At 62.7% G+C, this 24,535-nt stretch carries 23 protein-coding genes; 10 read left to right on the top strand and 13 right to left on the bottom strand.

Going from position 1 to position 24,535, the window contains the following annotated elements; translation table 11 throughout:
• Positions 1 to 40: 40 nt before the first annotated feature.
• The 3 genes from mmsB to BW975_RS08485 all read left to right on the top strand — a co-directional run bounded on the left by mmsB (position 41) and on the right by BW975_RS08485 (position 3,611).
• Positions 41 to 913 carry a 3-hydroxyisobutyrate dehydrogenase gene (gene mmsB, locus BW975_RS08495; RefSeq protein WP_076533562.1) on the top strand — a complete coding sequence of 291 codons (873 nt, stop codon included), beginning with the start codon at positions 41 to 43 and terminating at the stop codon, positions 911 to 913.
• 191 nt (positions 914 to 1,104) lie between these two features.
• Positions 1,105 to 2,193 (top strand): AI-2E family transporter, encoded by a 1,089-nt coding sequence (locus BW975_RS08490; RefSeq protein WP_076532669.1) that lies wholly within the window; start codon positions 1,105 to 1,107, stop codon positions 2,191 to 2,193.
• A 128-nt stretch (positions 2,194 to 2,321) separates the two neighbouring features.
• The gene (locus tag BW975_RS08485) at positions 2,322 to 3,611 is read left to right on the top strand and encodes a sensor domain-containing phosphodiesterase (RefSeq protein ID WP_076532668.1); all 1,290 of its coding nucleotides are present in this window, start codon (positions 2,322 to 2,324) and stop codon (positions 3,609 to 3,611) included.
• Between the two features lie 15 nt (positions 3,612 to 3,626).
• On the opposite strand, the gene BW975_RS08480 is transcribed toward BW975_RS08485, so the two are convergent.
• Together BW975_RS08480 and uvrA are read right to left on the bottom strand one after the other, a co-directional pair.
• Positions 3,627 to 4,004: a hypothetical protein gene (locus tag BW975_RS08480; RefSeq protein WP_076532666.1), complete on the bottom strand. Its 378-nt coding sequence runs from the start codon at positions 4,002 to 4,004 to the stop codon at positions 3,627 to 3,629.
• Between the two features lie 70 nt (positions 4,005 to 4,074).
• Positions 4,075 to 6,957, bottom strand: a complete 2,883-nt coding sequence (uvrA, locus tag BW975_RS08475) for an excinuclease ABC subunit UvrA (protein ID WP_076532665.1) — start codon at positions 6,955 to 6,957, stop codon at positions 4,075 to 4,077.
• A 133-nt stretch (positions 6,958 to 7,090) separates the two neighbouring features.
• Between uvrA and BW975_RS08470 the strand changes: the two genes are divergently transcribed.
• Positions 7,091 to 7,441: a DUF488 domain-containing protein gene (locus BW975_RS08470; protein WP_076532663.1), complete on the top strand. Its 351-nt coding sequence runs from the start codon at positions 7,091 to 7,093 to the stop codon at positions 7,439 to 7,441.
• Here BW975_RS08470 and BW975_RS08465 read toward each other — a convergent pair.
• The 6 genes from BW975_RS08465 to BW975_RS08440 all read right to left on the bottom strand — a co-directional run bounded on the left by BW975_RS08465 (position 7,438) and on the right by BW975_RS08440 (position 16,267).
• Positions 7,438 to 7,998 carry a methyltransferase domain-containing protein gene (locus BW975_RS08465; RefSeq protein ID WP_076532662.1) on the bottom strand — a complete coding sequence of 187 codons (561 nt, stop codon included), beginning with the start codon at positions 7,996 to 7,998 and terminating at the stop codon, positions 7,438 to 7,440. The two genes, BW975_RS08470 and BW975_RS08465, sit on opposite strands and share 4 nt — an antisense overlap.
• 5 nt (positions 7,999 to 8,003) lie before the next feature.
• A complete protein-coding gene (lpdA, locus tag BW975_RS08460; RefSeq protein ID WP_076532660.1) occupies positions 8,004 to 9,401 on the bottom strand; it encodes a dihydrolipoyl dehydrogenase in 1,398 nt (465 codons plus the stop codon).
• A gap of 160 nt (positions 9,402 to 9,561) precedes the next feature.
• Positions 9,562 to 10,146 (bottom strand): DUF924 family protein, encoded by a 585-nt coding sequence (locus BW975_RS08455; RefSeq protein ID WP_076532659.1) that lies wholly within the window; start codon positions 10,144 to 10,146, stop codon positions 9,562 to 9,564.
• Between the two features lie 121 nt (positions 10,147 to 10,267).
• The gene (locus tag BW975_RS08450) at positions 10,268 to 11,557 is read right to left on the bottom strand and encodes an MFS transporter (protein WP_076532657.1); all 1,290 of its coding nucleotides are present in this window, start codon (positions 11,555 to 11,557) and stop codon (positions 10,268 to 10,270) included.
• Positions 11,558 to 11,685: 128 nt separating this feature from the next.
• On the bottom strand, positions 11,686 to 12,738 hold the full coding sequence (queA, locus tag BW975_RS08445; protein WP_076532656.1) for a tRNA preQ1(34) S-adenosylmethionine ribosyltransferase-isomerase QueA: 1,053 nt from the start codon (positions 12,736 to 12,738) through the stop codon (positions 11,686 to 11,688).
• A gap of 31 nt (positions 12,739 to 12,769) precedes the next feature.
• The gene (locus BW975_RS08440) at positions 12,770 to 16,267 is read right to left on the bottom strand and encodes a hypothetical protein (protein WP_076532654.1); all 3,498 of its coding nucleotides are present in this window, start codon (positions 16,265 to 16,267) and stop codon (positions 12,770 to 12,772) included.
• A gap of 137 nt (positions 16,268 to 16,404) precedes the next feature.
• Between BW975_RS08440 and BW975_RS08435 the strand changes: the two genes are divergently transcribed.
• The 3 genes from BW975_RS08435 to BW975_RS08425 all read left to right on the top strand — a co-directional run bounded on the left by BW975_RS08435 (position 16,405) and on the right by BW975_RS08425 (position 19,036).
• Positions 16,405 to 16,866, top strand: coding sequence for a peroxiredoxin (locus BW975_RS08435; RefSeq protein ID WP_076532652.1), 462 nt, complete (start codon positions 16,405 to 16,407; stop codon positions 16,864 to 16,866).
• Between the two features lie 345 nt (positions 16,867 to 17,211).
• The gene (locus tag BW975_RS08430) at positions 17,212 to 18,531 is read left to right on the top strand and encodes a M23 family metallopeptidase (protein WP_170846531.1); all 1,320 of its coding nucleotides are present in this window, start codon (positions 17,212 to 17,214) and stop codon (positions 18,529 to 18,531) included.
• Positions 18,521 to 19,036, top strand: a complete 516-nt coding sequence (locus BW975_RS08425) for a bactofilin family protein (RefSeq protein WP_076532650.1) — start codon at positions 18,521 to 18,523, stop codon at positions 19,034 to 19,036. The genes BW975_RS08430 and BW975_RS08425 overlap by 11 nt, the downstream gene beginning before the upstream one ends.
• 175 nt (positions 19,037 to 19,211) lie before the next feature.
• Here the strand turns inward: BW975_RS08425 and BW975_RS08420 are convergent, their stop codons facing one another.
• Positions 19,212 to 19,490, bottom strand: coding sequence for a hypothetical protein (locus BW975_RS08420; protein WP_076532649.1), 279 nt, complete (start codon positions 19,488 to 19,490; stop codon positions 19,212 to 19,214).
• A 98-nt stretch (positions 19,491 to 19,588) separates the two neighbouring features.
• On the bottom strand, positions 19,589 to 19,789 hold the full coding sequence (locus BW975_RS08415; RefSeq protein WP_076532647.1) for a hypothetical protein: 201 nt from the start codon (positions 19,787 to 19,789) through the stop codon (positions 19,589 to 19,591).
• Positions 19,790 to 19,937: 148 nt separating this feature from the next.
• Between BW975_RS08415 and BW975_RS17925 the strand changes: the two genes are divergently transcribed.
• Positions 19,938 to 20,069: an entericidin A/B family lipoprotein gene (locus BW975_RS17925; RefSeq protein WP_139194200.1), complete on the top strand. Its 132-nt coding sequence runs from the start codon at positions 19,938 to 19,940 to the stop codon at positions 20,067 to 20,069.
• A gap of 107 nt (positions 20,070 to 20,176) precedes the next feature.
• Positions 20,177 to 20,611, top strand: coding sequence for a hypothetical protein (locus tag BW975_RS08405; RefSeq protein ID WP_139194201.1), 435 nt, complete (start codon positions 20,177 to 20,179; stop codon positions 20,609 to 20,611).
• 6 nt (positions 20,612 to 20,617) lie between these two features.
• On the opposite strand, the gene lepA is transcribed toward BW975_RS08405, so the two are convergent.
• Complete coding sequence (gene lepA / locus BW975_RS08400; protein ID WP_076532644.1) at positions 20,618 to 22,417, bottom strand: translation elongation factor 4; 1,800 nt, start codon at positions 22,415 to 22,417, stop codon at positions 20,618 to 20,620.
• A gap of 171 nt (positions 22,418 to 22,588) precedes the next feature.
• On the opposite strand from lepA, the gene BW975_RS08395 reads away from it, so the two are divergent.
• On the top strand, positions 22,589 to 22,951 hold the full coding sequence (locus tag BW975_RS08395; RefSeq protein WP_076532641.1) for a hypothetical protein: 363 nt from the start codon (positions 22,589 to 22,591) through the stop codon (positions 22,949 to 22,951).
• A gap of 98 nt (positions 22,952 to 23,049) precedes the next feature.
• On the opposite strand, the gene BW975_RS08390 is transcribed toward BW975_RS08395, so the two are convergent.
• Together BW975_RS08390 and BW975_RS08385 are read right to left on the bottom strand one after the other, a co-directional pair.
• Positions 23,050 to 23,634 carry an HNH endonuclease gene (locus BW975_RS08390; RefSeq protein ID WP_076532638.1) on the bottom strand — a complete coding sequence of 195 codons (585 nt, stop codon included), beginning with the start codon at positions 23,632 to 23,634 and terminating at the stop codon, positions 23,050 to 23,052.
• 160 nt (positions 23,635 to 23,794) lie between these two features.
• Positions 23,795 to 24,535 (bottom strand): YebC/PmpR family DNA-binding transcriptional regulator, encoded by a 741-nt coding sequence (locus BW975_RS08385; protein ID WP_076532636.1) that lies wholly within the window; start codon positions 24,533 to 24,535, stop codon positions 23,795 to 23,797.

The following is a 24,535-nucleotide window of genomic DNA, read 5'->3' as shown; positions in this document are numbered from 1 at the left end:
GATACATTGCCCCGAAATCAAGCATATGAGAGGGCATGTCATGAAAATCGGATTCATTGGTCTGGGCAATATGGGCGGGCCGATGGCGGCCAATCTGGCCGCTGCGGGCCATGACGTTGCAGGTTTTGATCCCGCGGGCGTGACGGCTGAGGGCGTCGCCGCCGTGGACAGCTCCGAGGCTGCCGCCACTGGCGCAGACGTTGTCATCACCATGCTGCCCAGCGGCGCGATCCTGCGCGAAGTCGCGGCACAGATTATTCCCGCCATGCAGAAAGGCGCTGTGTTTCTCGACTGCTCAACCGTGGACGTGACCAGCGCCCGCGCGGTGGCCGACGACGCGCTGGCCGCTGGCCTCTCGGCGCTGGATGCACCTGTTTCGGGTGGCGTCGGCGGTGCGGCAGGCGGCACCTTGACCTTCATGGTCGGCGGCGATGAAGCGGGTTTCGCCAAGGCCAAGCCCCTCTTTGACATCATGGGCCAGAAGGCTGTCCATTGCGGTGCCTCGGGTGCGGGCCAAGCCGCCAAGATTTGCAACAACATGATCCTCGGCGCCACGATGATCGCCACCTGCGAGGCCTTTGCGCTTGCCGACAAGCTGGGCCTCGACCGGCAGGCGATGTTCGACGTGGTCAGCACCTCGTCGGGCTATAGCTGGTCCATGAACGCCTACTGTCCGGCGCCGGGCATTGGTCCGCAAAGCCCGGCAGATAACGACTACAAGCCCGGTTTCGCGGCCGAGTTGATGCTGAAGGACCTCACCCTCGCGCAGCAAGCCGCCGAGGCGGTGGACGCCGACACGCCCATGGGCACCGCCGCACGCGCCATCTATGCCGAGTTCGTCGAGAACGAAGATGGGCGTGGCCGGGATTTCAGCGCCATGCTGCCCCGGCTGAGCGCGCGCAAGCGCAGCTGATTGACCAAATGTAATTTGCGCGGGCCGCCATGTCATAGTTCGGCAGGATCGCGCGGAACTTAGTGCCGCGAGGCGGCGTTGCCAATTCAACCGATATGACAAATGATCGCAGGCCAGCCGCTGACCAGAGTTTGGCCGCCAGCGTGATTACTGTGATCGGACAAGAAACAATTGCTGGGGGCGGAACCGACATGAGCGCGGAAAAACGCATATACGTGCCGCTCATCGGGATATTTCTCGTCCTTCTGGGCGCAGCTCTGGTCGAGGCGGCGAATTTTCTTATCCCCGTCACTGCCGCCCTTCTGTCCTATTTCGTCTTTAGTCGCCCTCGCCGCGCGCTCGAGCGAATGGGATTGCCCAGCATGGTGATCGCGGCGCTTTTCACCTCAATCCTTTTCGTCGGCGTCGGCATCGCCATTGCGTGGTTTGCCGAGCCGGTTGCCAACCTCATCGATGATATGCCGCGCCTGATGCGCGAGATGCAGTACAAACTGGGCGAGAGCACCGGCGCATTGGCCAAGGTCAATGACGCCGCCAAGGCGATTGATGACGCGGTCGGCGGAGGCGGCGAAAAAACCGCGATGGAAGTCGAGGTCGTCTCTGAAACCTCAACCTCAGTCACCATTCTCACCATGGCGCCACGAGTGCTGAGCCAAGTGATCTTTGCGATTTTTCTGACATTCTTTCTTATCGGGTCGGGCGATTTCTTTACCAAGCGTATGGTCGAGAGCCTGCCCAAGCTCAAGGACAAGCGCCACGCGGTAGAGATCGTCAAGACTATCGAGGATCGGCTGGGCCGCTATTTGGGCGGAATCGCGATCATCAACGCGGGGCTTGGCCTCTCCATCGGGGCCGCGATGTTTGCCTGGGGCGTTCCGAATGCCATCGCGCTTGGCGTCATGGGGTTCGCGCTCAACTTCGTGCCTTTCCTCGGGGCCGTGGCGGGCGCCTGTGTCGCGGCGCTGGTCGCATTCGTGTCGCTCGATACCGGGTGGGAGGCCGTGGGCGTCTTTGCAACGTACATGGCGCTGACTTCGATTGAAGGGCAGATCGTGACGCCGCTGGCGATCTCGCGGCGGATGCAACTGAACACACCGATCCTCTTTCTGGTCGTGGCGTTCTTTGCCTACATCTGGTCGGTGGTCGGCATGGTCGTGGCCGTGCCCATCCTGATCGTGACAAAGATCGTCTGCGACGAAATCGAGGGGCTGCACGCGCTGGGTCATTTCCTTGGGGACGCGTCGGACCGGCCCAATTCCAAGGCGCGCACTGCCGCATGAGCCGGTCTGGCGAATATGGCGGGCCCGTTTAAGACAATTTGCGGTAAAAAACGGCTGAGCATCAACGATACGATCATCTTTGAGCGTCAAAGGTAGGCAATTCGCTCTTCTCATCAGGTGATGCCTTTATGACAGCCCCTATCGCGCCCGACCCATCCATTGATCCTGCCACAGATCCCGCCGCGTTGTTGTCCTCGGCCCTGCAAATCAAATCTCGCAGCGGGGACGAGACGATCGACGCGGCACTTGATTTCGTACGCACGCATCTGGGGATGGAAGTCGCATACCTGTCAGAGTTTGTCGGCGACGATCTGATCTTTCGGGCCGTCAGCGCGCCGGGCTTCGAAGAGATGGCTCATGTCGGTGGCTCCATGCCGCTGGATCAGGTCTATTGCCGCCATATCCTGGCGGGCCGCCTGCCCGAACTGATCCCCGACACCGCCGACGAGCCGCTTTGCCTGGATCTGCCCCTGACAACGGCCATTCCCATCAAAAGCCATGTGAGCGTTCCCATCCGCCGCCGCGATGGTAGCCCGTATGGCATGTTTTGCTGTCTCAGTCGCACGGCAAAGCCGGACCTGACCGAGCGCGACCTTGATGTCATGCGTGCCTTTGCGGGGCTCTCGGCCGAGCACGTGAATGACAAGATCGCAAGCCGTGTTGCCCATGACAGCGCATATGATGCGATTACCGCGATCCTGCAGGAAAAGGCCTTCGACATCGTCTATCAGCCCATCATGGACGCCGCCGCGCGCACGCCCAAAGGCTTTGAGGCGCTGTGCCGGTTCCGGGCGGAGCCTTACCGCCCGCCAAACCAGTGGTTCGACGACGCACAGAAGGTCGGCCTGCATATCGAATTGGAGTTGAGCGCCATCAAGGCGGCTCTTTCCGCGCTGCCCAGCCTGCCCGCGCATGTCTATCTGTCCGTCAACGCCTCGCCCGCCACAGTCGCCTCCGGGCGGCTCGTCAGCGCCTTCGCCGGCCTGCCCGCCGAGCGGATCGTTCTCGAGATGACCGAACATGCCATGGTCGAGGATTACGACCATCTCCTGCGCGAGCTGGACAAGCTGCGTTTTCGTGGCGTGCGCCTTGCCATTGACGATGCCGGAGCCGGCTATTCGGGCCTGCAACATATCGTGCGGCTGCATCCCGATATCATAAAACTGGATATGTCCCTGACCAGCAGCATCGACGGCGATATCGTGCGCCGTTCGCTGGCTGCGGCGCTCGTGCGTTTCGCCGTCGAAATCGACGCTGCGATCGTCGCCGAAGGGATCGAGACCGAGGCCGAACTCGACACGTTGCACGCACTTGGCGTCCCTTTGGCACAGGGCTATTTCCTAGGACGGCCAGCCGATTTGGACGCCGCCAAGGCATGGTTTTTGCGGCGGGATTTGACGAAGCAAAATGCCATGTAGCGCGCGTAAGCCCCGTCAGGGCTTGAGGGCAATACCGCGGTCTCGGGCCAGGCTACGACAATAGGCAAACCAATCGCGGGCGTCCTCGGTCATGAAATAGCCAAGCCCTTTTGCATCCCATTTCTCAGCTTTGGAGACGGCCATCTCATTCAGGTAAGCGTCGATATGCCACCGCCCCTCGGCCCGTGCCTCGGACCGAGCAGCCAGCATCAACTGCGACGCTGCATAGTCCAGCATCGCCCCATTTTCCGCTTTGCGTCTCACCGGTTTGGCGCGGTTCAGCGTGTCATAAAGCTGGGCACAGTCCACAAACCTTTCGCTGATGGGCTGACTGGCGTCCGCAAAAACGGGCGATCCCATGCAGATGACGAAAGGCCAAAAAAATCGATGCACGCCATACTCCGTTCGAGTGTCAACCAGCAGCCTTCACGCAATCGTGGGCGATATTGGGCGCAGCCCCGCTCTATTCTGCCGCCACCTTGCGCGGCACCAGCATCGGACCGAGGTAGCGTCCGGTATGGCTGCGCGGCTCGGCGGCGACCTTCTCGGGCGTGCCGACGGCCACCACCTCGCCGCCACCATCACCGCCTTCGGGGCCAATATCGACAATCCAATCGGCCGTCTTGATGACATCCAGATTATGCTCGATCACCACCACCGTGTTGCCGCTATCGACCAGCTCATGCAAAACCTCGAGGAGCTTTTTCACATCCTCGAAATGCAGGCCCGTCGTCGGCTCGTCCAGAATATAGAGCGTGCGGCCCGTCGAGCGCTTGGCCAGTTCCTTGGACAGCTTCACGCGCTGCGCTTCGCCGCCCGATAGGGTCGTCGCCTGCTGGCCGACCTTGATGTAGCCGAGTCCCACGCGCATCAGCGCATCCATCTTCTCGCGGATTGACGGCACGGCGGTGAAAAACTCCTGCGCGTCTTCAACCGTCATATCAAGAACGTCCGCTATGCTCTTGCCTTTAAATCGAATTTCCAAAGTTTCCCGGTTATAGCGCGCGCCCTTGCAGGTCTCGCACTCCACGTAAACGTCCGGCAGAAAGTGCATCTCGATCTTGATGACGCCATCACCCTGACACGCCTCGCAGCGCCCGCCCTTAACGTTGAAGCTGAAGCGGCCGGGCTTGTAGCCGCGCGCCTTGGACTCGGGCAGATTGGCGAACCAATCGCGAATAGGAGTGAAAGCCCCGGTGTAGGTCGCCGGGTTCGAGCGCGGCGTGCGCCCGATGGGGCGCTGGTCGATGTCGATGACCTTGTCCAGATGCTCCAGCCCCTTGATCGTCTCGCAGGGCGCGGGTGTCTGGCGCGCGCCGTTCAGCTGCATCGACGCGGTCTTGAAAAGCGTCTCGATGGTCAGCGTCGATTTGCCCCCGCCCGACACGCCCGAAACGCAGACGAACTTGCCCAGCGGAAATTCCGCGGTCACATCCTTGAGGTTGTTGCCCGTCGCCTTGACGACTTTCAGTTTCTTGCCGTTGCCCTTGCGCCGCTTGGCTGGCACGGCAATCTCACGCGTGCCCGACAGGTATTGACCGGTGATCGAGTTGGGATCGGCGGCAACCGCCGACGGGATGCCGTGGCTGACCACCTGGCCGCCATGGACGCCCGCACCGGGACCAATATCAAAGACGTAATCCGCTTCGCGGATCGCCTCTTCGTCATGCTCGACCACGATGACCGTATTGCCCTGATCGCGCAGGTTTTTCAGTGTCTGCAACAGCCGGTCGTTGTCGCGCTGGTGCAAGCCGATGCTGGGCTCGTCCAGCACATAGAGCACGCCCGTCAGCCCGCTGCCGATCTGGCTGGCCAAGCGGATACGCTGCGACTCGCCGCCCGACAGCGTGCCGGCATTGCGGCTGAGGGTCAGGTATTCCAGACCGACGTTATTGAGAAAACCCAGACGCTCGCGGATTTCCTTGAAGATCGCGCGGGCGATCTCCTGCTTTTGGTTGCTCAGCGTCGCGGGCGCTTCGGTGACCCATTCCAGTGCCTCGCGGATCGACATTTGCACGACCTGGCCCACATGCAGGCGCTGCTCGGGCGTGCCGTTCGCCGGGCCGATTTTCACGGCCAGCGCCTCTTCGCGCAGGCGGTACCCATCGCAAGCGCCGCAGGGCCGGTTGTTCTGAAAGCGCTCGAATTCCTCACGGACCCATGCCGAGTCCGTTTCGCGATAGCGGCGCTCCATATTGGGGATCACGCCCTCGAACACGCGGCTGACATTGTAGACGCGCCCGCCCTCGTCATAGCGGAACGCGATCTCATCATCGCCGGAACCATGCAGAAAGACCTGCTGCACATGGGCCGGCAGATCCTTCCATTTGGTCTTCATGTCGAATTCGTAATGCTTGGCGATCGCCTCGATCGTCTGCCGGAAATAGGGGCTCTTGCCCTTGCGCCACGGCGCCAGCGCGCCGTCATAGATTTTCAGATTCTGGTCGGGCACGACGAGGCGCTCGTCAAAGAACAGCTCAACTCCCAGACCATCGCACACCGGGCAAGCGCCGAAAGGGGCGTTGAACGAAAAGAGGCGCGGCTCGATCTCGGGGATGGTGAAGCCACTGACCGGGCACGCGAATTTTTCGGAGAACGTCATGCGTTCCGGCTCGCCGTCGCTGGGCGCCGTTTCCAGAACGGCGATACCATCGGCCAGGTCCAGCGCCGTGCGCAGACTGTCGGCGAGGCGCGTCTCGAGCCCCTCTTTCACCACCAACCGGTCCACCACCACGTCGATATCGTGGCGGAATTTCTTGTCCAGCGTCGGCGGCTCGTCGAGCTCGTAGAACTCGCCATTCACCTTGACGCGCTGAAAACCGTTCTTGAGCAGCTCGATGAATTCCTTGCGATACTCGCCCTTGCGGTCGCGCACGATGGGGGCGAGCAGATAGGCGCGCGTGCCCTCCTCCATGCCCATGATACGGTCCACCATGTCCTGCACCTGCTGCGCCTCAATCGGCTTGCCGGTTGCGGGCGAGTATGGCGTGCCCGCGCGAGCAAACAGCAGGCGCAGGTAGTCGTAGATCTCGGTCACGGTGCCAACGGTCGAGCGGGGGTTCTTCGACGTCGTCTTCTGCTCGATGCTGATCGCGGGGGATAGCCCGCTGATATGATCGACATCGGGCTTTTGCATCATGTCGAGGAATTGGCGCGCGTAGGCGCTGAGCGATTCGACATAGCGCCGCTGCCCCTCGGCATAGATCGTGTCGAAGGCGAGGCTGGATTTGCCCGAGCCGGAAAGACCCGTAATCACAACCAGTTGGTCGCGCGGGATGTCGACGTCGATATTCTTGAGATTATGCTCGCGCGCGCCGCGCACTTCGATGTTCTTCAGCTCGGCCATGGTGCCCCCGGGTTTGAGGCTACACAGATAGTGTAGGGCGTCCAGCGATCCAACCCGTATTTGCGAACATAAGCGGAACGTGAAGAATGAAACGTTTGTCACTGGTCCGCGTTGATCCGTAAAGGAGGATGAAATGGATATTCGGACACGCCGCGCCTATGACGAGATGGCAGATAATGACGGATACCGCGTGCTGGTCGATCGGATCTGGCCGCGCGGGATCTCCAAAGAGGATTTGGCCCTGGACGACTGGATCAAGGAGGTCGCTCCCAGCGACGATTTGCGCAAGTGGTTCGATCACGACCCAAGCAAGTGGGACGAGTTCCAGCAACGTTACTTCGATGAATTGGACGGTTGCGATGCCGCCGCCGATTTGGCCAAGCGGGCACGCGACGGCCGTGTGACGCTGATTTTCGGTGCAAAGGACGAAACCCACAACAACGCCGAAGCGCTGCGTGACTGGCTGCGGAAAAAGGCAGGTTAAACCTTCTGCGCCAGCGCCCAGGAGCAGATCGGATAGTCAGGATCGTTCGCCAAATCATCCGTCGCCGGATCATAATCAGGTGGCCACTTATCCTCGAGGTTGCGGGCCGCCGCACGCCGATTGCCCCATTGCTCGGCCTTGATATGGGCCTCGTCGAAACCCGCCTCTATCAGCAAATTCTTGAGGCCGCGCGCCGTCCAGCGGCTGCAATCATAGGGCGCGCCGTGGTAGCGCACGAAGAATGGCACAGCGAGCCAGAAATAGCCGCCCATTCTCAGCATGCGCAGCACGTTGCGTGTAGCGGCATAGGGGCGGTCCAGATGCTCCCACACCTGATTGGCCAGCACGATATCGAACTTCTGCACCAGTCCGTCGTCCGACAGGAAAGGGCCGTTGCAGATATCATGTTCGGGATAGCGAAAACGCGTGTAACTCTGAAAGTCGTAGCGCCGCCCGTTCTTGCCCGAGATCTCGGCCGCATCCATCGCGGCCAGAGGCAGCGCCTCGAGCCACTCGCGCGAGGTTCGCTGCATCACGATCCGGTTGAGCGACGGCACCCGCCTTACATGTGGATGACGCGGTCGTAAGCGTCGAGCACGCTTTCGTGCATCATCTCGCTCAGCGTTGGGTGCGGGAAGACCGTGTTCATCAGATCTTCTTCGGTCGTCTCCAAAGTGCGGCCCACGACATAGCCCTGGATCAGCTCGGTCACTTCGGCGCCGATCATGTGCGCGCCCAACAGCTCTCCGGTCTTGGCGTCAAAAATGGTCTTGACCATGCCCTCGGCCTCGCCGAGCGCGATGGCCTTGCCGTTGCCGATGAAGGGAAAGCGCCCGACCTTGATGTCATGGCCCAACTCCTTGGCCTTCGCTTCGGTATAGCCGACGCTGGCGATCTGCGGATTGGAATAGGTGCAGCCCGCGATGCTGGCGGCTTTCACCGGATGCGGATGCTTGCCGGCGATCAGCTCGGCCACCATCGTGCCCTCGTGGCTGGCCTTGTGCGCCAGCCAGGGCGCGCCCGCGATATCGCCAATGGCATAAAGCCCCTCGACACCGGTGCGGCAATATTCATCGGTCAGCACATGGGTGCGGTCGATCTTGACGCCCAGCTCTTCCAGGCCCAGTCCCTCGGTATTGCCGACGATGCCGACGGCCGAGATCACGGTGTCGAATTCATGCTTCTCTACCTTGCCGTTCGCTTCGATATGGGCGGTCACCTTGCCTTTGCCGCGGTCCAGCTGCTTGACAGCGGTCTTTTGCAGGATCTTCATCCCCTGCTTTTCAAACTGCTTTTTGGCGAATTTCGAGATCTCGGCATCTTCGACCGGCAGGATGCGATCCATCACCTCGACCACGGTCGTCTCGGCGCCCAGCGTGTTGTAGAAGCTGGCGAATTCGATGCCGATCGCGCCAGAGCCGATGACCAGCAGTTTTTTCGGCATGCGCACGGGCTGAAGCGCGTGGCGATAGGTCCAGACCAGATCGCCATCCGCCTCGAGCCCGGGCAATTCGCGCGCCCGCGCGCCGGTGGCCAGCACGATGTTCTTGGCCGTCAGCTCTTCATCATCGCCCTTGTCCATCTTGATGGACACTTTGCCCTTGGCGGGCAGCGTCGCCTCACCGCGAAACACGGTGATCTTGTTCTTCTTCATCAGATGGCCAATGCCGTCCGACAGTTGCTTGGCCACCCCGCGCGAGCGTTTGACAACGGCATCCAGATCGTAATCCACCTTCTCGACGCTCAGCCCGAACTCCTTGGCCCGGTGCATCAGATGAAACACCTCCGAGCTGCGCAGCATCGCCTTGGTCGGAATACAACCCCAGTTGAGGCAGATGCCGCCCATGTTCTCACGCTCGATAATGGCGACGGACATCCCCAACTGCGCGCCCCGGATGGCGGCGACATAGCCGCCGGGGCCGGCGCCGATCACGATCAGGTCAAAGGATTTGGGGGCCATGTGCGTCTCCGAACTCGTGGGAAGGGGTGCGATTTAGTTCAATGCTAAACCACCCTGCCGATATGCACAACGCATCGCGCACAGACAAAAAGGCCGCGCCAGCCAGATGGCGGCGCGGCCCCGAAGGGCACTGCCCGAAGTTGCGTTGATGCCTGCCGGTTCAGGCGGCGTCTTTTTGTTGCAGCTGGCGCAGCGTATGCCCGTAACCGCCTTCTTTCAGAAAGACCGCCTCGGCGGGCGTCGTCTTGCGGCCCAGCGCGTCGTTGCGATAGGGAAAGCGCCCGAACTGGCGGATCACTTCGCGATGAGCGCGCGCATGCAGCAGGTTGTCGGCACCGGTTTCGGGCATCCGCTCGCAAATCAGGCGGATGCAGCGCTCTTGGTCGCACAGATTTTCGGAATGCATCAGCGGCAAGTAAAAGAACTGGCGCGCGGGCTCGTCGATGGTCATGTCCCATTTGCGCCCGATCGCGGCCTTGGCCGCCGCCACCCCGTGCCGGTCCGTGGCAAAGGCGGCGCCCTGCCCCCGGTGCATGTTGCGCGGCAGTTGATCCATCAAAATGATATAGGCAAGCGCACCGGTCGGATAGGTCAGCCAGAGACCATAGGTTCCGTTGCGCGCGCTCTGCCAGGCGTCTGCAAATCGCTCGGTGATTGTCGCATCCAACTCGTCGGTCGGAGCATACCACCCCTTGGGTCCGACTTCGTCCAGCCAGAAGGTCAATACGTCATCAGGTGTCGTCACGGGGCCAAACTCCTCATGTGCAACATGCCTACAACTGTTACCGTAGCGTCACAGGCGGGCAATAGGGTAGTAAAACATTGCTTCAATTGCGACATTCCCATCACGCGCGCGCAGTTTTGGCTCACGCCACGGAGGCTGCGCGCGCCTCCTGCTCGGCCTCTTCCTCGGCCTCTTCGGCCACGTCGATGGCGTATTCCTGCGCGAACGTGACGGCCATGGGCGAAGAAGAGGGCATGACGGGCGTATAGCCATCGACTGGGTCAATGACGGCCGGGCTGCTGCGCTGGGTCATTCGGTAGGCGGCATAGACGGCCATCGCGGCACCAAGCACCGCGATATAAAGGAAGAAGCCGGGCGGTCCCATAACGGACATCATCCAGCCTGTGGTCACGGGACCGGCGATGGCGCCAAGGCCGTTGATGAAGACCAGGCCGCTTGCGGCGGCAGGCATGTCCTCATGCTGCAAAAAGTCATTCGTGTAGGCGATCAGCAGCGAATAGAGCGGGTTGGACATGCCACCCACCAGAAACGCCGCGACCAGCAGCATCCAGAAGACCGCGCCGAAGACCATGCCGGCCACCGCGCCAACGGCCACGATCGCGCTGGAAATCAGGATCAAGAGGCGGCGGTCCATCTTGTCCGACAGCCAGCCGAGGGGATATTGCACCAGCATCGCCCCGATATAGAAGGCCGACACAAAGGCTGAAATCTCGCCCACGCTCAGTCCCGCCTTGCCGCCATAGACCGCACCCATGCCAAACTGCGCCGAGAAGACGCCCCCCAGCAGAAACATGCCCACGCAGCCCAGAGGCGACGTCTTGTAGATCTGCAGAAGGGTCATCGGCTTGGTCGCCTCGAAGGCCGGTGTCGGGCTGACCGACAACAGGACCGGCGCGAAGCTGATCGAGATCAGGACCGACGGGATGATGAAGAGGATGAAGCCGCCCGGATCGGCCACGATCATCAGGCCCTGCGCCGAAACGATGCCGATCATCTGCACGATCATGTACAGCGACAGCGCCTTGCCCCGGTTCTCGTTGCTGGCCGAATTGTTCAGCCAGGATTCGGCGGTGACATAGACCCCGGAGAAGCAAAATCCGATCAGCACGCGCGCCAGGCCCCACGCCCAAGGATCCGTCCAGGACGGATAAAGCAGCATCACCGACGAGATCAGCGAGCCGAGCGCCGCATAGACGCGGACATGGCCCACGCGGCGGATCATGTCAGGCGCCATGCGCGAGCCAAAGAGAAAGCCCACGAAATAGCCCGACATCACGAGGGACATCGCGAAGGTCGAAAAGCCTTCGATCTCGCCGCGAATACCCAAAAGCGTACCCTGCATGCCGTTTCCGACCTGCAAGAGCATCATACCGAAGAGAAGCGCCCACGCGCCCGACAGAACCTTGAACATCGCGTCTCTCCTTGGGGGATCCCGCCCCCGGCTTCAGGTGCCCGGCCCGCGGGGGGCCGCCACGCCGCGTTTTGCCCGCGGCGCTGGCCGGGACGTGCGGATCACTCGCCTCCGCCCTTGGCAGCGTTTCAGCGCGGGATCAACAGGGATGCGTCGCCATACGAGAAAAACCTGTAGCGGTTGTCGACGGCATGGGCGTAGATCCGCCGCACCGCGTCCTGGCCCATCAGCGCCGAGACCAGCATCATCAGCGTCGATTTTGGCAGATGGAAATTGGTCATCAGCGCATCCGTCACGCGAAATTCGAAACCGGGATAGATGAAGATATCTGTCTCGCCCTGCCAGGGTTGAATGGCGCCGGTGGCGCGGGCGGCGCTTTCGATCAGGCGCAGGGCGGTGGTGCCTACGGGAATGATGCGCCCGCCCGCCGCGCGGGTCGCCGCGATCTCGGCAGCGGCCTTGCCCGTCACCTCACCCCATTCGGCATGCATCTTGTGCGTGGTCACATCCTCGACCTTGACGGGCAGGAAGGTGCCCGCGCCGACATGCAGCGTGACATGGGTAAACGCGACACCCCGCGCGCCAAGCGCGTCCAGCAGCGGTGCATCGAAATGCAGCGATGCGGTGGGCGCCGCGACGGCGCCCGCGTGGCGCGCCCAAACCGTCTGGTAGTCGTCCTTGTCAGCAGCATCGGCGGCGCGGCGTGCGGCAATATAGGGCGGCAGCGGCATCGCGCCCGCCTCTGCCAGCGCTGCGTCGAAATCATCGCCGGTCAGGTTGAATTCCAGCGCGCCCTGCCCGTCCTCCTTGGCGATCAGCGTCGCGCTGAACTGCTCCGAGAAGGTGACAACCTCGCCCTCGCGCAGCTTCTTCAGCGGTTTTATCAGCGCGCTCCAGGCGCCATCGCTGCGCGGCTCCAGAAGAGTCACTTCGATACGCGCCTCCGTGTCGCCCTGTGCTCCGCTGCGGCGTCGCAGACCGGAGAGCCGCGCCGGAATGACGCGCGTGTCGTTCAGGATCAGCCGATCGCCCGGCCGCAGCCACTCCGGCAAATCGCCGACATGGGCATCGCTCAGATCATCGCCCGACGCCACCAGAAGGCGCGCGGCGCTGCGCGGGCGCACGGGGCGCACGGCGATCAGGTCTTCGGGCAGGTGGTAATCGAAATCGCTCAGCTGCATCTTGCGGCCCCGGTGGTGTCTGGCGCCGCGCTCAGCGGCTGTTGATCCCGCCGCGTCTGCCGGGATTGATCTCGCGCGGCGCCGAGGGCGGCGCGGCGGCAGTCCCGCCTTCCTCCCCCCCGTCCGATTGCGCAGGACGCGAAGCCTCTGGCGCGCGCCGTTCGGGCGGCTGGCGGCGGAAAATCTCGCGGAACATGCCGGGTGTCAACAGCGAGAGCGGATTGACCGAAACGGTGGGGTCGGTCGCCGCCCCGGTCAGCGTGTAATTGACACCCACCAGCCCCTCGCCCTGCCGCGTGAACATGCCGCCGATGGCGTTCACGATATAAAGCGGCGACACGACGCCCTGCATGTCCATCCGCTTTGAGCCGGGGTAGTAATAGCCGTCCATCGAGATGCCCATCGACGCACCGACAGCGCTGCTGGAATAGACCGTCAACCTCTCGGGCCCCAGCCGGAAGCGCGCGTCGACATCCGAAAAATGGATGCCACTCCCTGACATTTGCTCTAGCAAGCCGACGACGCTGAGCGCGCTCAGAAGTTCGGCCAGCGCGGGTGCCTCGGTCAGCCAGATGTCCCCGCCGCTCAGCCGGCCCTCATAGGTGCCGGGCGCGCCCGCGGGTGTCATGATCAGCTCCATCTCGCCGCCGCGCGCCTGTTTCAGCAGGCCCGCCGAGCCAAGGACGCCGCCCGCATCGGCGGTGACGATGCGAAACGCGCTGCGCCCGTTTTGCGGCACGATCTGACCATTGATGGCGGCGCCTCCGTTGACCCGCCCCGAGAAAGTGCCGTCGAGGCCGCCCGCCGTACTCAGCCGTGCCCGAAAGTCATCCAGCGCGATGCCGTCCGAAACGGTCAACCGCGCCAGCGAAAGCGCGATCGGCCCGCCCTGCCCGGCCCCGCCCCCCGCCAGATCGGCCCGGCGCAGATCGATCACGCCCCCCGAGACCTCGACGCCAGGTGCGGCGCCGCGCCCGCGCCCGACCAGAGTGACCGGCGCATCGAGCCAGCCGCCGACCCTGACCCGGCTGAAGGTTGCGCGGTCCAGTAGCCCGCCCGCGCCAAGCGCGACGCGCCCGGTGGCGCTCAGCCCCGGCGCGTCCAGCGTCAGCGCCTCGATCTGCAAGGGATCGCCCAGCTGCCCGCGCACCTCCAATGTGCCCTGCGCTGCGCGCGGCAGGCTCCAGTTCAATTGGCTCAGCGACAGGCCCAGCCCCGCAAGGTTCGAGTTGAGCGTAAAGCTTCCTGAGGGGGCGCCCGTCTCGCTGGTTCCGCCCGCCGCGCCGGGCGGCAGATCGACACGCACGCGGGCCTCGGCGCCGCCCGTCAGGCTGCCCGGCGGAAGGCCGATTCCGAACTCGTCGGAAAATGCCTGGCTGAGCGTGATGGTGCCGTCCACCGTGCTGCCCGCACTCTCCGGCCCCAGATCGGCGGTATAGGCACCGTCGAACGGCACCGCGCCCAGTCGGCCCTGCCCCGCGACGCGCAATCCGTCTGGGCCGACGCGCAGGTCCAGACGCTCGGCTGAAAGCGTGCGGTTGGGGACCAGCACCTCGCTGGATACATCCTCCAGAATGCCGGTGACGTCATAGGCGACATCCTCGGTCTGGACGTCCTTGATCAGGGGAAAGCCAAGATCGGCCGCGATCGCCGCGCGCCCATCGGCCAGCGTGGCAGGCCGGCCCTGCTTCGACAGAAAACGAAATGGCTCGTTGTCCAGCAGCGTAAGCGCGGCGGTGATCGTGCTTTGCGTGCGCAGGCGCACGTCGGCGGGCGGCGCCTCTCTATTGACGTTGGGCACGGCAAAGCTGGTGCCCGCAATATCGATGCGCCCGCCCGCGCCCGGATCTATCGTGCCCTCGTCGGCGGTGATGACGAAACGCCCGTCCAGCAGCCGCGCTTTGCCTTTCATGTTCTCGATGGGCGGCATCTGCTTCATGAAGCGCGCCTGCATTTGGTCGAAATCAAAGCCGAGAAAGACATCCGCGCGGTGCTTGGGCAAGGACCGCACGGCCAATTGCACATTGCTGAGCGCGGCGCGCGCGACGTTCTCGTCCACCCAGGACCGGGTGTTGGGCACCGCCGCCTCTGGCCAGAGCGCCATCAGCCGGTCCTTGTCGATCCCGTCCATGCGCCCGTCGAGCGCAAGGTTCCAGCCATCCTCCTGCCCCCGCAGATCGCCATTCAACACCAAATGGCGGCCCTGATCCGATAGGCTCAGTTGCCCGATGGTCAGATGAAAGGGCGCAAGCCGTAGCCGCATATCCAGCGCGGCACTGTCCAGCGCGATGGGCGTGTCGTAGAGATCGGCGGGATCGGCGACGATGTCGGTGACGCGCAGCTGTGCCTGCAGCTCATCCGGCCAGCCATTTTGCCCGCCGATCATATGCGCGGTCCCCTCGGCCCGTGCGGTGACCCATTTGCTCTCGACCGTGACGGCCTCGAAGGCGATGGTCTGCGCCTTTGGATCATAGGTGAAATAGCTGCCCGCCTTGTCGAAGGCGATCGGCGTCGTGCCCGCCGTGGGCCGCAGCGCGCCCTTGCCGATCTGCAGGCTAGCGTTGAGCGGGCCCAGATCGCCCGCCCCGTCCAGCCGCGCACGCAACGCGCCCGATATGGGCGCATCGAGCGCATCGAGCCATGTCAGCGCCGGCGATTGCATCGCCAGATCGCCCGCAGGAAGGTCCGAGAAGTTGAGCGCCAATTGCGCCGCACGGCTGCCGATCCGGCTGGCGATGCTGAACTCCAGCGTGCTGGGATAGGCGCGTGCGCCCAGAAGGGCGAAATTGGCACGCACGCGCAGCATGCCGCTCTGGCGCGTCGCCTCGACCTGACCACCGTCGATGGTCCAGGCGCGCCCGGTGCGCGCATCCTCGTAGCGCAGCGTCATGTTATCGGCATAGATGCCGCGCAAGGCGGCCATGGCTGGCCGCGCGAGCGCGCCGTCGATCTCGGCGATCAGCGCGCCGGGATCGCGCATCGCGGCCGGAGCGCCGCCCGCGCCGCCTGCCGTCTGCGCGGCCCGCGGCGCGGCCGCGATACCGCCCAGCTGCACCCCAACCTCGCCACTGTCGTTGCGGCGCAGATTGACCTGCAGCCCCGACAGGCGGATTTGCGAGGGCCGGAGTTCGCCCGACAAAAGCGGGCGCATCGCCAATGTCCCGCCCAGCTCGGCCAAGCGGGCGATTACGCGCCGGTCGGCGCCGCGCAATGTCACGCCTCTGAGGGCAAGGCGCGGTACCCAGCCCTCTTCGATCACGACGACCATCTCATCCAGATCGACCTGCAGATCGCCGGCGTCCGTATTGATCCGCTCGACGATCCGGCCCCGAAGCCAATCGGGGAGAGTGATCGGCGTGCCGAGAAACGACAGCGCATAAAGCGTCCCGGCACCGGCCAGAAAAATGACGCTCAACAGCGACCAAATCCCGGCCTTGCGCCGGCGACGACGCCGTCGGTGGCGGCGCCCAGCATGCTCGGGGGCGCGGCCCTCTGCAGAGGCAGACTGATCGGTGTCGTGACTGCTCATCTCATCCTTCGAGGCGGGGTTCGGGGCGGTGACTTCGGCGCGTCTCCGGCCAGTCAGCGTCCCCGTCCTGCGCGCTTTTGCATTCGGCCTTCGCAACGCTAATATATCACGAACACAAGCAACCCCAAGGATCACCGATGCCCGATATCTCTGATAAAGCGCCTGATTTTACACTGCCTTTGGGCGACGGCGGCGAAATTACGCTGAGCGCACTGCAAGGCGCGCCCGTCGTTTTGTTCTTTTACCCACGCGACGACACGCCTGGCTGCACGACCGAAGCGACGGCCTTTACCAGCCTCCTGCCCGAGTTCGACGCCTCCGGCGTCAAGGTCATCGGCATCTCGAAAGACAGCGTCGCGAAACATGCGAAATTCGCGGACAAGCATGGGCTGACCGTCCCTCTCGCGTCGGACGAGCATGGCAGTACCTGCGAAGACTACGGCGTCTGGCAGGAAAAGAAGATGTACGGCAAGACCTTTATGGGGATCGAGCGCAGCACCTTTCTGATCGCCAAGGACGGAACCATTGCGCGTATCTGGCCCAAGGTGAAGGTGGCAGGCCATGCCGAAGACGTGCTGGAGGCCGCGCGCAGTATCTAAGCGCCGGACCATGCGGGGCGCCAAGACATCGGCGCGCCCCGCATGGCCAGTTTGCCGTTATCTGCCGCAATGAATTGCAGTACAGCGTATAAACCCGACCTGTCTCAGCGCGTCCTGCCCTGCGGCATCCGGGCGCAGGGGGCCACTTGCAGATCTTCGCCCAAGCCGTTGCAGATCGGCAATAATCTGCCGTTTATGGGCGTTACGCCGCCATTTGGCCCTATTGGCCGGTAAAACAGTTGCCCAATCCGGCAGCGGACTCTAAGCACCTGTCCAAGGCGCCGCGCAGGCCACAACGATGCGGGCCAGCGACGGGACGGAACAGGACAAACGGGGACGGGACATTTGCGTACACGCATCGCAATCGCAACGCACGCTTTTCTTGAGCGCCATTTTCCAGAACGCCGGGTTTTCCTGCGCTCTGACAACGACACACGCTTTATCCGGCTGCGGCCCGCGACACAGCTGATCGCCTTTACCGGGGTCACGCTGATTGTGGGCTGGGCCATCATCGCCACCGCGATTCTTCTGATGGACAGCATCGGATCCGGCAATTTCCGCGAGCAGGCCAAGCGCGACCAGCGCACCTACGAACGCCGACTAAATGATCTGAGCGCGGAGCGTGACAAGCGCGCCGCCGAGGCACGCGAGGCACAGGAGCGTTTCAACTCCGCGCTCGAGCAGATCTCGGTCATGCAGTCCGAGCTTCTGGCCTCCGAGACGCGCCGCCGCGAGATGGAAACCGGAATCGGCGTCATCCAGTCCACGCTGCGCCGCACCATGCAGGATCGCGACGCCGCGCGCGCCAAGGCCGAAACGCTGACCGCGCAACTGGACAATTCCGGCGCCGCCAGCCCGCTCGCCCAGGATAGCGAGACCGGCTCCAGCCCGGTCGACTTTCTGACAGCCGCGCTGGCCGACACCGCCGCGGAGCGCGACAAGATCACAGCCGACGCACAGGACGCGCTGCTGCAGGCCGACGAGATGCAGCAGCAGATCCGCCTGATGCAGGACCAGAACGAGCAGATTTTCCGCCAACTCGAGGATGCGATGACCATCTCGGTCGAACCGCTGGACAAGATGTTCCGCGCCGCCGGGATGGATACCGATGACATGCTCAGCACCGTGCGCAAGGGTTATTCCGGTCAGGGCGGCCCGCTGATGCCCCTGAGCTTTTCCACCCGCGGTGAAGCGCCGTCACCCGATGCCGCGCGCGCCAACAGCATCCTGAACCAGATGGATCGGTTGAACCTCTACCGAATCGCTGCCGAGAAGGCGCCCTTTGCGCTGCCTCTCCAAGGGGCCTTCCGCTACACCTCGGGGTTTGGCAAGCGTTGGGGGCGTTTGCATGCCGGGACCGACATGGCCGGGCCTACCGGCACGCCAATCTATGCCACCGCCGATGGCGTTGTGACCCATGCAGGTTGGCTTTCGGGCTATGGTCGGCTGGTCAAGATCCAACATGCATTCGGCATCGAGACGCGCTATGCGCACCAGTCCAAAATCCGCGTGACCAAAGGCCAAAGGGTCTCGCGTGGGGACCGTATCGGTGATATGGGAAACTCTGGACGGTCGACCGGCACCCATCTACACTATGAGGTCCGCGTCAACGGAAACCCCGTCAACCCAATGACTTATATCAAGGCTGCGAGAGATGTTTTCTAAAAGCAAAATCAACGACCCGAGCCCGCAAAAGGCAGACGCGCCCAAGCCGGCAGGCCATGACAAGCCGCAGGACGCTCCGAAGCCCGCAGCGCCCCAAGGCGACTACAAGTCTACGGCGCCCAAGGCCAAGCCGCCCGCATCGGTGCTGTCCTCGGATCTGCATGTCACCGGAAACATGAAGACAACCGGCGACATCCAGGTCGAAGGCACGGTCGAGGGCGATATCCGCGCTCACCTGCTGACCATCGGCGAGACAGCGACGATCAAGGGTGAGGTTATCGCCGACGACGTCGTGATCAATGGCCGTATCGTGGGCCGCGTGCGCGGCCTGAAGGTCCGTCTGACCTCGACCGCCCGTGTCGAAGGCGACATCATTCACAAGACGATCGCCATCGAATCCGGTGCCCATTTCGAGGGCTCCGTGCAGCGTCAGGACGATCCGCTCAACCCCAAAGCCAAGACCGCCGAGCCTGCGGCAAAGCCCGCCGAGCCGAAGCAAAGCTAAGCCCTCGCAGGGCACCATGGCGCTGTCGCGCTAAGCATTTGAACCGCCACTAAGCTGCCCGCTTGGGGGCGGTTCACATTTTAAGCGTTGCGGCAAGATCTTGTGCCCGGCGCATCAATACAAAAAGGGCGCGCTTTTGGCACGCCCTTGAGCTCAGTAGACCGCAAAGAAGCTCTTAAGAGCAGCCCTTGATGCCCTCGCGGCAATCAGGGCGGGCGCTGTAATTAACCGGCTTGTGATGAACTTTGCGCGGCGCAGGATGCTTCATCATCTGACCGTAGCTCTGATGCTGGTTCGGCACGCCGCAGCAAACAACGCCCGAAATTGTAATGGGCTGTAGGCCCGCCGGGCAGTAATTTTCGTGCGTGGGAACGGCGTAAATCTTGGCCTCGGCCTGCGCCGGGGTGCCTGCAAAAAGCGCGGCACCTGCCGCCACGCCGAGTGTGAGTGTCATCAGGTTACGCATCTTGTCCCTCGTTTTTCCAGCGGGCCGTAACCTTGTTCGTCAGCACGGCCAATACCCAAATCATGGTATACGAGCCCCGAAAACTGTCAATTTTTTTGGACGGCGCCCAGTTTCATGAGTTGGCGCAAAACCAACCATGTCACAGGCAGGCTAAGCACAAAGCCCGCGGCGGCCCCTGTGACAACGCCGGCCGTGCCGTCATAGCCCGCCACCAATGCGATGATGACACCAATCCCGGCCATGGACGTTCCAATGATGATGTTGAGAAAACTTGCGAGCATGAACATGGCGGATCTCCTTTCGCACGGCCCCGTTTCGCGATGACCATGCATGCAGGCGCTTACACGCGCTTTGATTCATATCATGTTTTCAAACCGGAACCTTGCTGGGTGCGGCACGTTACTTCAGCAATATCCAACCCACAGGAGACTTCCGATGCCCAAGGTTCTTTTCGCTCTCGCCACAATCGCCGCACTTGCCGGTTGCAACACAGTCGCCGGGTTCGGCCAGGATGTCGAAAATACCGGCGAAGCGATCGAAGCCGAAGCCGAAGCCGAAGCCAATTAATTCCAAGCCACAGCATTGCAAAAGGCCGTCCCTCACTCGGCGGCCTTTTTGTTATGCGCGAGGGACGGATCAACGTGCGATTAATGGTTTGCGTGCAAAACCGGGGCATGAGCACTGTCACACACGATTCGACGCACCGTTACTTCGTCACCGCGCCACTGGGCGGGGCCAGCTTGCCTTTGGCACATTGGCGCCACGTGATGTGCCGCGCCATAGCCGCCGAGGTGGGCGATGATCGGATCACGGTGGATGCGATGGCCGTCTTGCCAGATCGTCTCATGGCGGTCATCGCTTGCGCCGCGTGGTCCGGCGTGACGCGCTACCGCCCTGCTCGTCTGTGGCACCGTTCCCGACCCGTGCCGCTGATGTGCAGCCTTCTACCGGGCCTTACTGCGCAGCAGCTGGTGGGCGCGAAGACCATCCGCGAGAGAATAGATCATTGTCATTACGCCCCCGTTTTGGCGGGCATGTGCCGCACCCCCGAGGCGTGGACGCACTCGACGGTGCGGGACCGCTCTGCGTCCGAAATGCTGGTCGCCTGATCGCGCTCAGCTATCCATCTTGAGGGCCGAGATGAACGCCTCTTGAGGGATGTCCACCTTGCCGAATTGGCGCATCTTCTTCTTGCCGGCCTTCTGCTTTTCCAGCAGCTTCTTTTTCCGGGTCGCGTCGCCGCCATAGCATTTGGCCGTCACGTCCTTGCGCATCGCGCTCAGCGTCTCACGCGCGATCACCTTGCCGCCGATGGCAGCCTGAATCGGGATCTTGAACATGTGGCGCGGGATCAGATCCTTGAGCTTCTCGACCATCGCGCGGCCACGCATCTCGGCACGGTCGCGGTGCACCATCATGCTCAGCGCATCAACTGGCTCGTCATTCACGAGGATCGACATTTTCACCAAGTTATCCGTGCGATAGCCAATGATCTGATAGTCGAAGCTGGCATAACCCTTGGTCACCGATTTCAACCGGTCGTAGAAGTCGAAGACCACCTCGTTCAGCGGCAGATCATAGACCACCATCGCCCGCGCGCCCGCATAGGTCAGATCCTGCTGGATGCCGCGCCGGTCCTGGCAGAGCTTCAGCACGTCACCCAAGAATTCATCGGGCACCAAGATAGTCGCCTTGATGCGCGGCTCCTCGACATGGTCGACCGTGCTGAGATCGGGCATATCCGCCGGGTTGTGAAGCGGAAAATCCGTACCGTCCTTCATGAAGACATTGTAGATGACCGACGGCGCGGTCGTGATCAGATCAATCCCGTATTCGCGGTCAATCCGGTCGCGAATGACCTCGAGATGCAAAAGCCCCAGAAACCCGCAGCGAAAGCCAAAGCCAAGCGCCGCCGAGGTCTCCATTTCATAGGTGAAGCTCGCATCATTCAGCGCCAGCTTCTCGATCGCATTGCGCAGATCCTCGAACTCGGACGAATCCACCGGGAAGAGGCCACAAAACACCACCGGGACCGAAGGTTTGAACCCCGGCAGCGGGGTGGCGCAGGGCGCCTTGTCATGGGTGATGGTGTCGCCCACCTTGGTGTCGCGCACCTGCTTGATCGACGCGGTGATAAAGCCGATCTCGCCCGGCTCCAGCTTGTCGACCACGGTCATCGCGGGGCGGAAAACGCCGATCCGCTCGACCTGGTGCACGCTGCCGTTCTGCATCATGCGTACACGGTCGCCCTTTTTCAAAACGCCGTCCATGATCCGCACCAGAACGACGACGCCAAGATAGGGGTCGTACCAGCTATCGACCAGCATCGCCTTGAGCGGCGCCGACGCATCGCCCTTGGGGGGCGGCAGATGCGTGATGATCGCCTCCAGCGTCTCGATGATGCCCTGCCCCGTCTTGGCGCTGACCCGGATCGCGCCCGACGCGTCGATACCGATCACATCCTCGATCTGCTCGGCCACCCGCTCACAATCGGTGGCAGGCAGGTCGATCTTGTTCAGCACCGGCACGATCTCGTGATTGGCGTCGATGGCGTGATAGACATTGGCCAGCGTTTGCGCCTCGACGCCCTGCGTGCTGTCCACCACCAGCAGCGATCCTTCGACCGCGCGCATCGAGCGGCTGACCTCATAGGCGAAATCCACGTGACCGGGCGTGTCGATCAGGTTGAGGATATACTCCTCGCCATTCTGCGCGGTGTAGTTGATCCGGACGGTTTGCGCCTTGATGGTGATACCGCGCTCGCGCTCGATATCCATGCTGTCCAGCATCTGCTCTTTCATGTCCCGTTCGGCAACCGTGTTGGTCTGCTGAATCAGGCGATCGGCCAGCGTGGATTTACCGTGGTCGATATGCGCCACGATGGAAAAATTGCGGATATGTGCAAGGTCTGTCATGCAATGGGATATGTCCGGCTTTGCCCCTTTGGTCAAGACGGATCCGCGTGCGCCCATGTCGCACCAAAGACGATCTTGTGAATTGAAAATCGTTGCCGGATCGGGCATTGAAGCGACAAGCGGGCTGGATGCAACAGAGCCCGCATGAGGCAGCAGATACGAGGCAAAGTGATGAGAAACGTCCTGATCGTCGGAACCATGCTGGCACTTGCGGCTTGCGGCGGCGTCAACCGCTTCGATGATCGCGGCCGGAACAGCCGCGCCCCCGCCCCGATCTATGCGCCGACCGCCACAGGCCCGATCAATTCGGCCTGCCTCGCCTCGGACCGCAAGGCGCGCTCGTCGCAGCTTTGCGGCTGCATTCAGGCGGTCGCCGATCAGACGCTGAGCCGCGGGGACCAGATTCGCGCCGTGCGTTTCTATGACGACCCGCAAGCGGCGCAGGACACGCGCCAGTCCGACAATGCCTCGGACGAGCGGTTCTGGGACGCCTATTCCAACTACGGCAAACGCGCCGCGCAGGTCTGCAGCTAGCACGTTAATCCCGCATCAAGGTTAACGCCGCGCCGCATTGGGCGCTGCAGTGCTTTTTCTTGGCAAAAATACCCATATCCCAACGGGGCGGCGGGCGCTTACGCTTCCAGTTCGGCATCCCAATAGAGAAAATCCAGCCAACTGTCATGCAAGTGGCCCGGCGGGAATTTGCGACCCAGATTGCGCAGCTCCTCGGCGCCCGGCGCGCGCGGTGGCTTGCGCAGTGTCATGCCCGAGCGTTTCAGGCTTTTCGATCCCTTGGAAAGATTGCAGCGCGCGCAGGCGGCCACCACGTTCTGCCAACTGGTACGCCCACCGCTGGCGCGCGGCACGACGTGATCGAAGGTCAAATCCCCCCGAGCGCCGCAATACTGGCAGCGAAATTCGTCCCTCAGAAAAAGATTGAAGCGCGTGAAGGCCACGCGCTTTTGCGGTTTGACGAAATCCTTGAGGACAATGACCGAGGGTATGCGGATCCGCGTGCTGGGCGAGTGAACCACGTGATCATACTCGGCCACGATATCCACCCGGTCTAGCCAGACAGCCTTGACCGCGTCCTGCCAGGACCAGAGCGACAAAGGATAGTAACTCAGCGGACGGTAATCGGCGTTGAGCACCAGCGCCGGATGGTGGCGCAGCGCGGCTGGTTCCCGCACGAAATCTGATCTGAAATCGCCTTGCATCCCCGTGACTGCCCCTGCCTGCACACCGCTCTGGACATGACTATATATCGCGCCCGACACATGGCAAGCCTGCCGTGCGTGGCACATCTAGGGGTAGCCTGCCTCGGAAACATGACAGAGGCGTGACGCAAGCGCGCCTCGCGCGCCGCTGCGGACGGGCTCAGAGCTGCGCCATGACCTCGTCGGAAGCCTCGAAATTGGTGGTGACGCGCTGCACGTCGTCGTCGTCCTCCAGAGCGTCGATCAGCTTCATCAGCTTCTGCATCGCCTCGAGGTCCATCTCGGTCGTCGTCGTGGGGCGCCAGGCAAGGCGGGTCGCCTCGCTCTCGCCCAGTTCGGCCTCAAGCGCGGTCGAGACGTCATTGAGGTCCGTATCGGCGCACCAGATCGTGTGACCGTCTTCGCTGCTCTCGACATCCTCGGCGCCCGCCTCGATTGCGGCCATCATGACCGCGTCGGCATCGCCGACATCCGCGGAATAGACGATCTCGCCCTTGCGCTCGAACATGAAGCCGACGCTGCCCGTCTCGCCCAGGTTGCCGCCATTCTTGGTGAATGTGCTGCGCACGACGCTGGCTGTCCTGTTACGGTTATCGGTCATCGCCTCGACGATCACGGCCACGCCGTTGGGGCCGTAGCCCTCATAGCGGATCTCTTCGTAATCCTCGCTGTCCCCGGCCTGAGATTTCTTGATCGCGCGGTCGATCACATCCTTGGGCACTGACTGGCCCTTGGCCTCCTTGACGGCCATGCGCAGGCGCGGGTTCTTTTCCGGGTCTGGATCGCCCATCTTGGCGGCGACGGTGATTTCCTTGCTCAGCTTGGAAAACAGCTTGGAGCGCGCGGCGTCCTGCCGTCCCTTGCGGTGCTGAATATTTGCCCATTTGGAATGGCCGGCCAT

The organism is Roseovarius nanhaiticus, from assembly GCF_900156535.1.
In the GTDB taxonomy this organism is placed as follows: Bacteria; Pseudomonadota; Alphaproteobacteria; order Rhodobacterales; family Rhodobacteraceae; genus Roseovarius; species Roseovarius nanhaiticus.
The sequence above is the reverse complement of the archived record's forward strand: the minus strand, read 5'-3'. Positions and strand labels throughout refer to the sequence as shown.

Bases quoted from the DNA above. Each gene is read 5' to 3' on its own strand.
- mmsB (WP_076533562.1), top strand. From the start codon at position 41: ATGAAAATCGGATTCATTGGTCTGGGCAATATGGGCGGGCCGATGGCG.
- BW975_RS08490 (WP_076532669.1), top strand. From the start codon at position 1,105: ATGAGCGCGGAAAAACGCATATACGTGCCGCTCATCGGGATATTTCTC.
- BW975_RS08485 (WP_076532668.1), top strand. From the start codon at position 2,322: ATGACAGCCCCTATCGCGCCCGACCCATCCATTGATCCTGCCACAGAT.
- uvrA (WP_076532665.1), bottom strand. From the start codon at position 6,957: ATGGCCGAGCTGAAGAACATCGAAGTGCGCGGCGCGCGCGAGCATAAT.
- BW975_RS08470 (WP_076532663.1), top strand. From the start codon at position 7,091: ATGGATATTCGGACACGCCGCGCCTATGACGAGATGGCAGATAATGAC.
- lpdA (WP_076532660.1), bottom strand. From the start codon at position 9,401: ATGGCCCCCAAATCCTTTGACCTGATCGTGATCGGCGCCGGCCCCGGC.
- BW975_RS08450 (WP_076532657.1), bottom strand. From the start codon at position 11,557: ATGTTCAAGGTTCTGTCGGGCGCGTGGGCGCTTCTCTTCGGTATGATG.
- queA (WP_076532656.1), bottom strand. From the start codon at position 12,738: ATGCAGCTGAGCGATTTCGATTACCACCTGCCCGAAGACCTGATCGCC.
- BW975_RS08440 (WP_076532654.1), bottom strand. From the start codon at position 16,267: ATGAGCAGTCACGACACCGATCAGTCTGCCTCTGCAGAGGGCCGCGCC.
- BW975_RS08435 (WP_076532652.1), top strand. From the start codon at position 16,405: ATGCCCGATATCTCTGATAAAGCGCCTGATTTTACACTGCCTTTGGGC.
- BW975_RS08425 (WP_076532650.1), top strand. From the start codon at position 18,521: ATGTTTTCTAAAAGCAAAATCAACGACCCGAGCCCGCAAAAGGCAGAC.
- BW975_RS08420 (WP_076532649.1), bottom strand. From the start codon at position 19,490: ATGACACTCACACTCGGCGTGGCGGCAGGTGCCGCGCTTTTTGCAGGC.
- BW975_RS08415 (WP_076532647.1), bottom strand. From the start codon at position 19,789: ATGTTCATGCTCGCAAGTTTTCTCAACATCATCATTGGAACGTCCATG.
- BW975_RS17925 (WP_139194200.1), top strand. From the start codon at position 19,938: ATGCCCAAGGTTCTTTTCGCTCTCGCCACAATCGCCGCACTTGCCGGT.
- BW975_RS08405 (WP_139194201.1), top strand. From the start codon at position 20,177: ATGAGCACTGTCACACACGATTCGACGCACCGTTACTTCGTCACCGCG.
- lepA (WP_076532644.1), bottom strand. From the start codon at position 22,417: ATGACAGACCTTGCACATATCCGCAATTTTTCCATCGTGGCGCATATC.
- BW975_RS08395 (WP_076532641.1), top strand. From the start codon at position 22,589: ATGAGAAACGTCCTGATCGTCGGAACCATGCTGGCACTTGCGGCTTGC.
- BW975_RS08390 (WP_076532638.1), bottom strand. From the start codon at position 23,634: ATGCAAGGCGATTTCAGATCAGATTTCGTGCGGGAACCAGCCGCGCTG.
- BW975_RS08385 (WP_076532636.1), bottom strand. From the start codon at position 24,535: ATGGCCGGCCATTCCAAATGGGCAAATATTCAGCACCGCAAGGGACGG.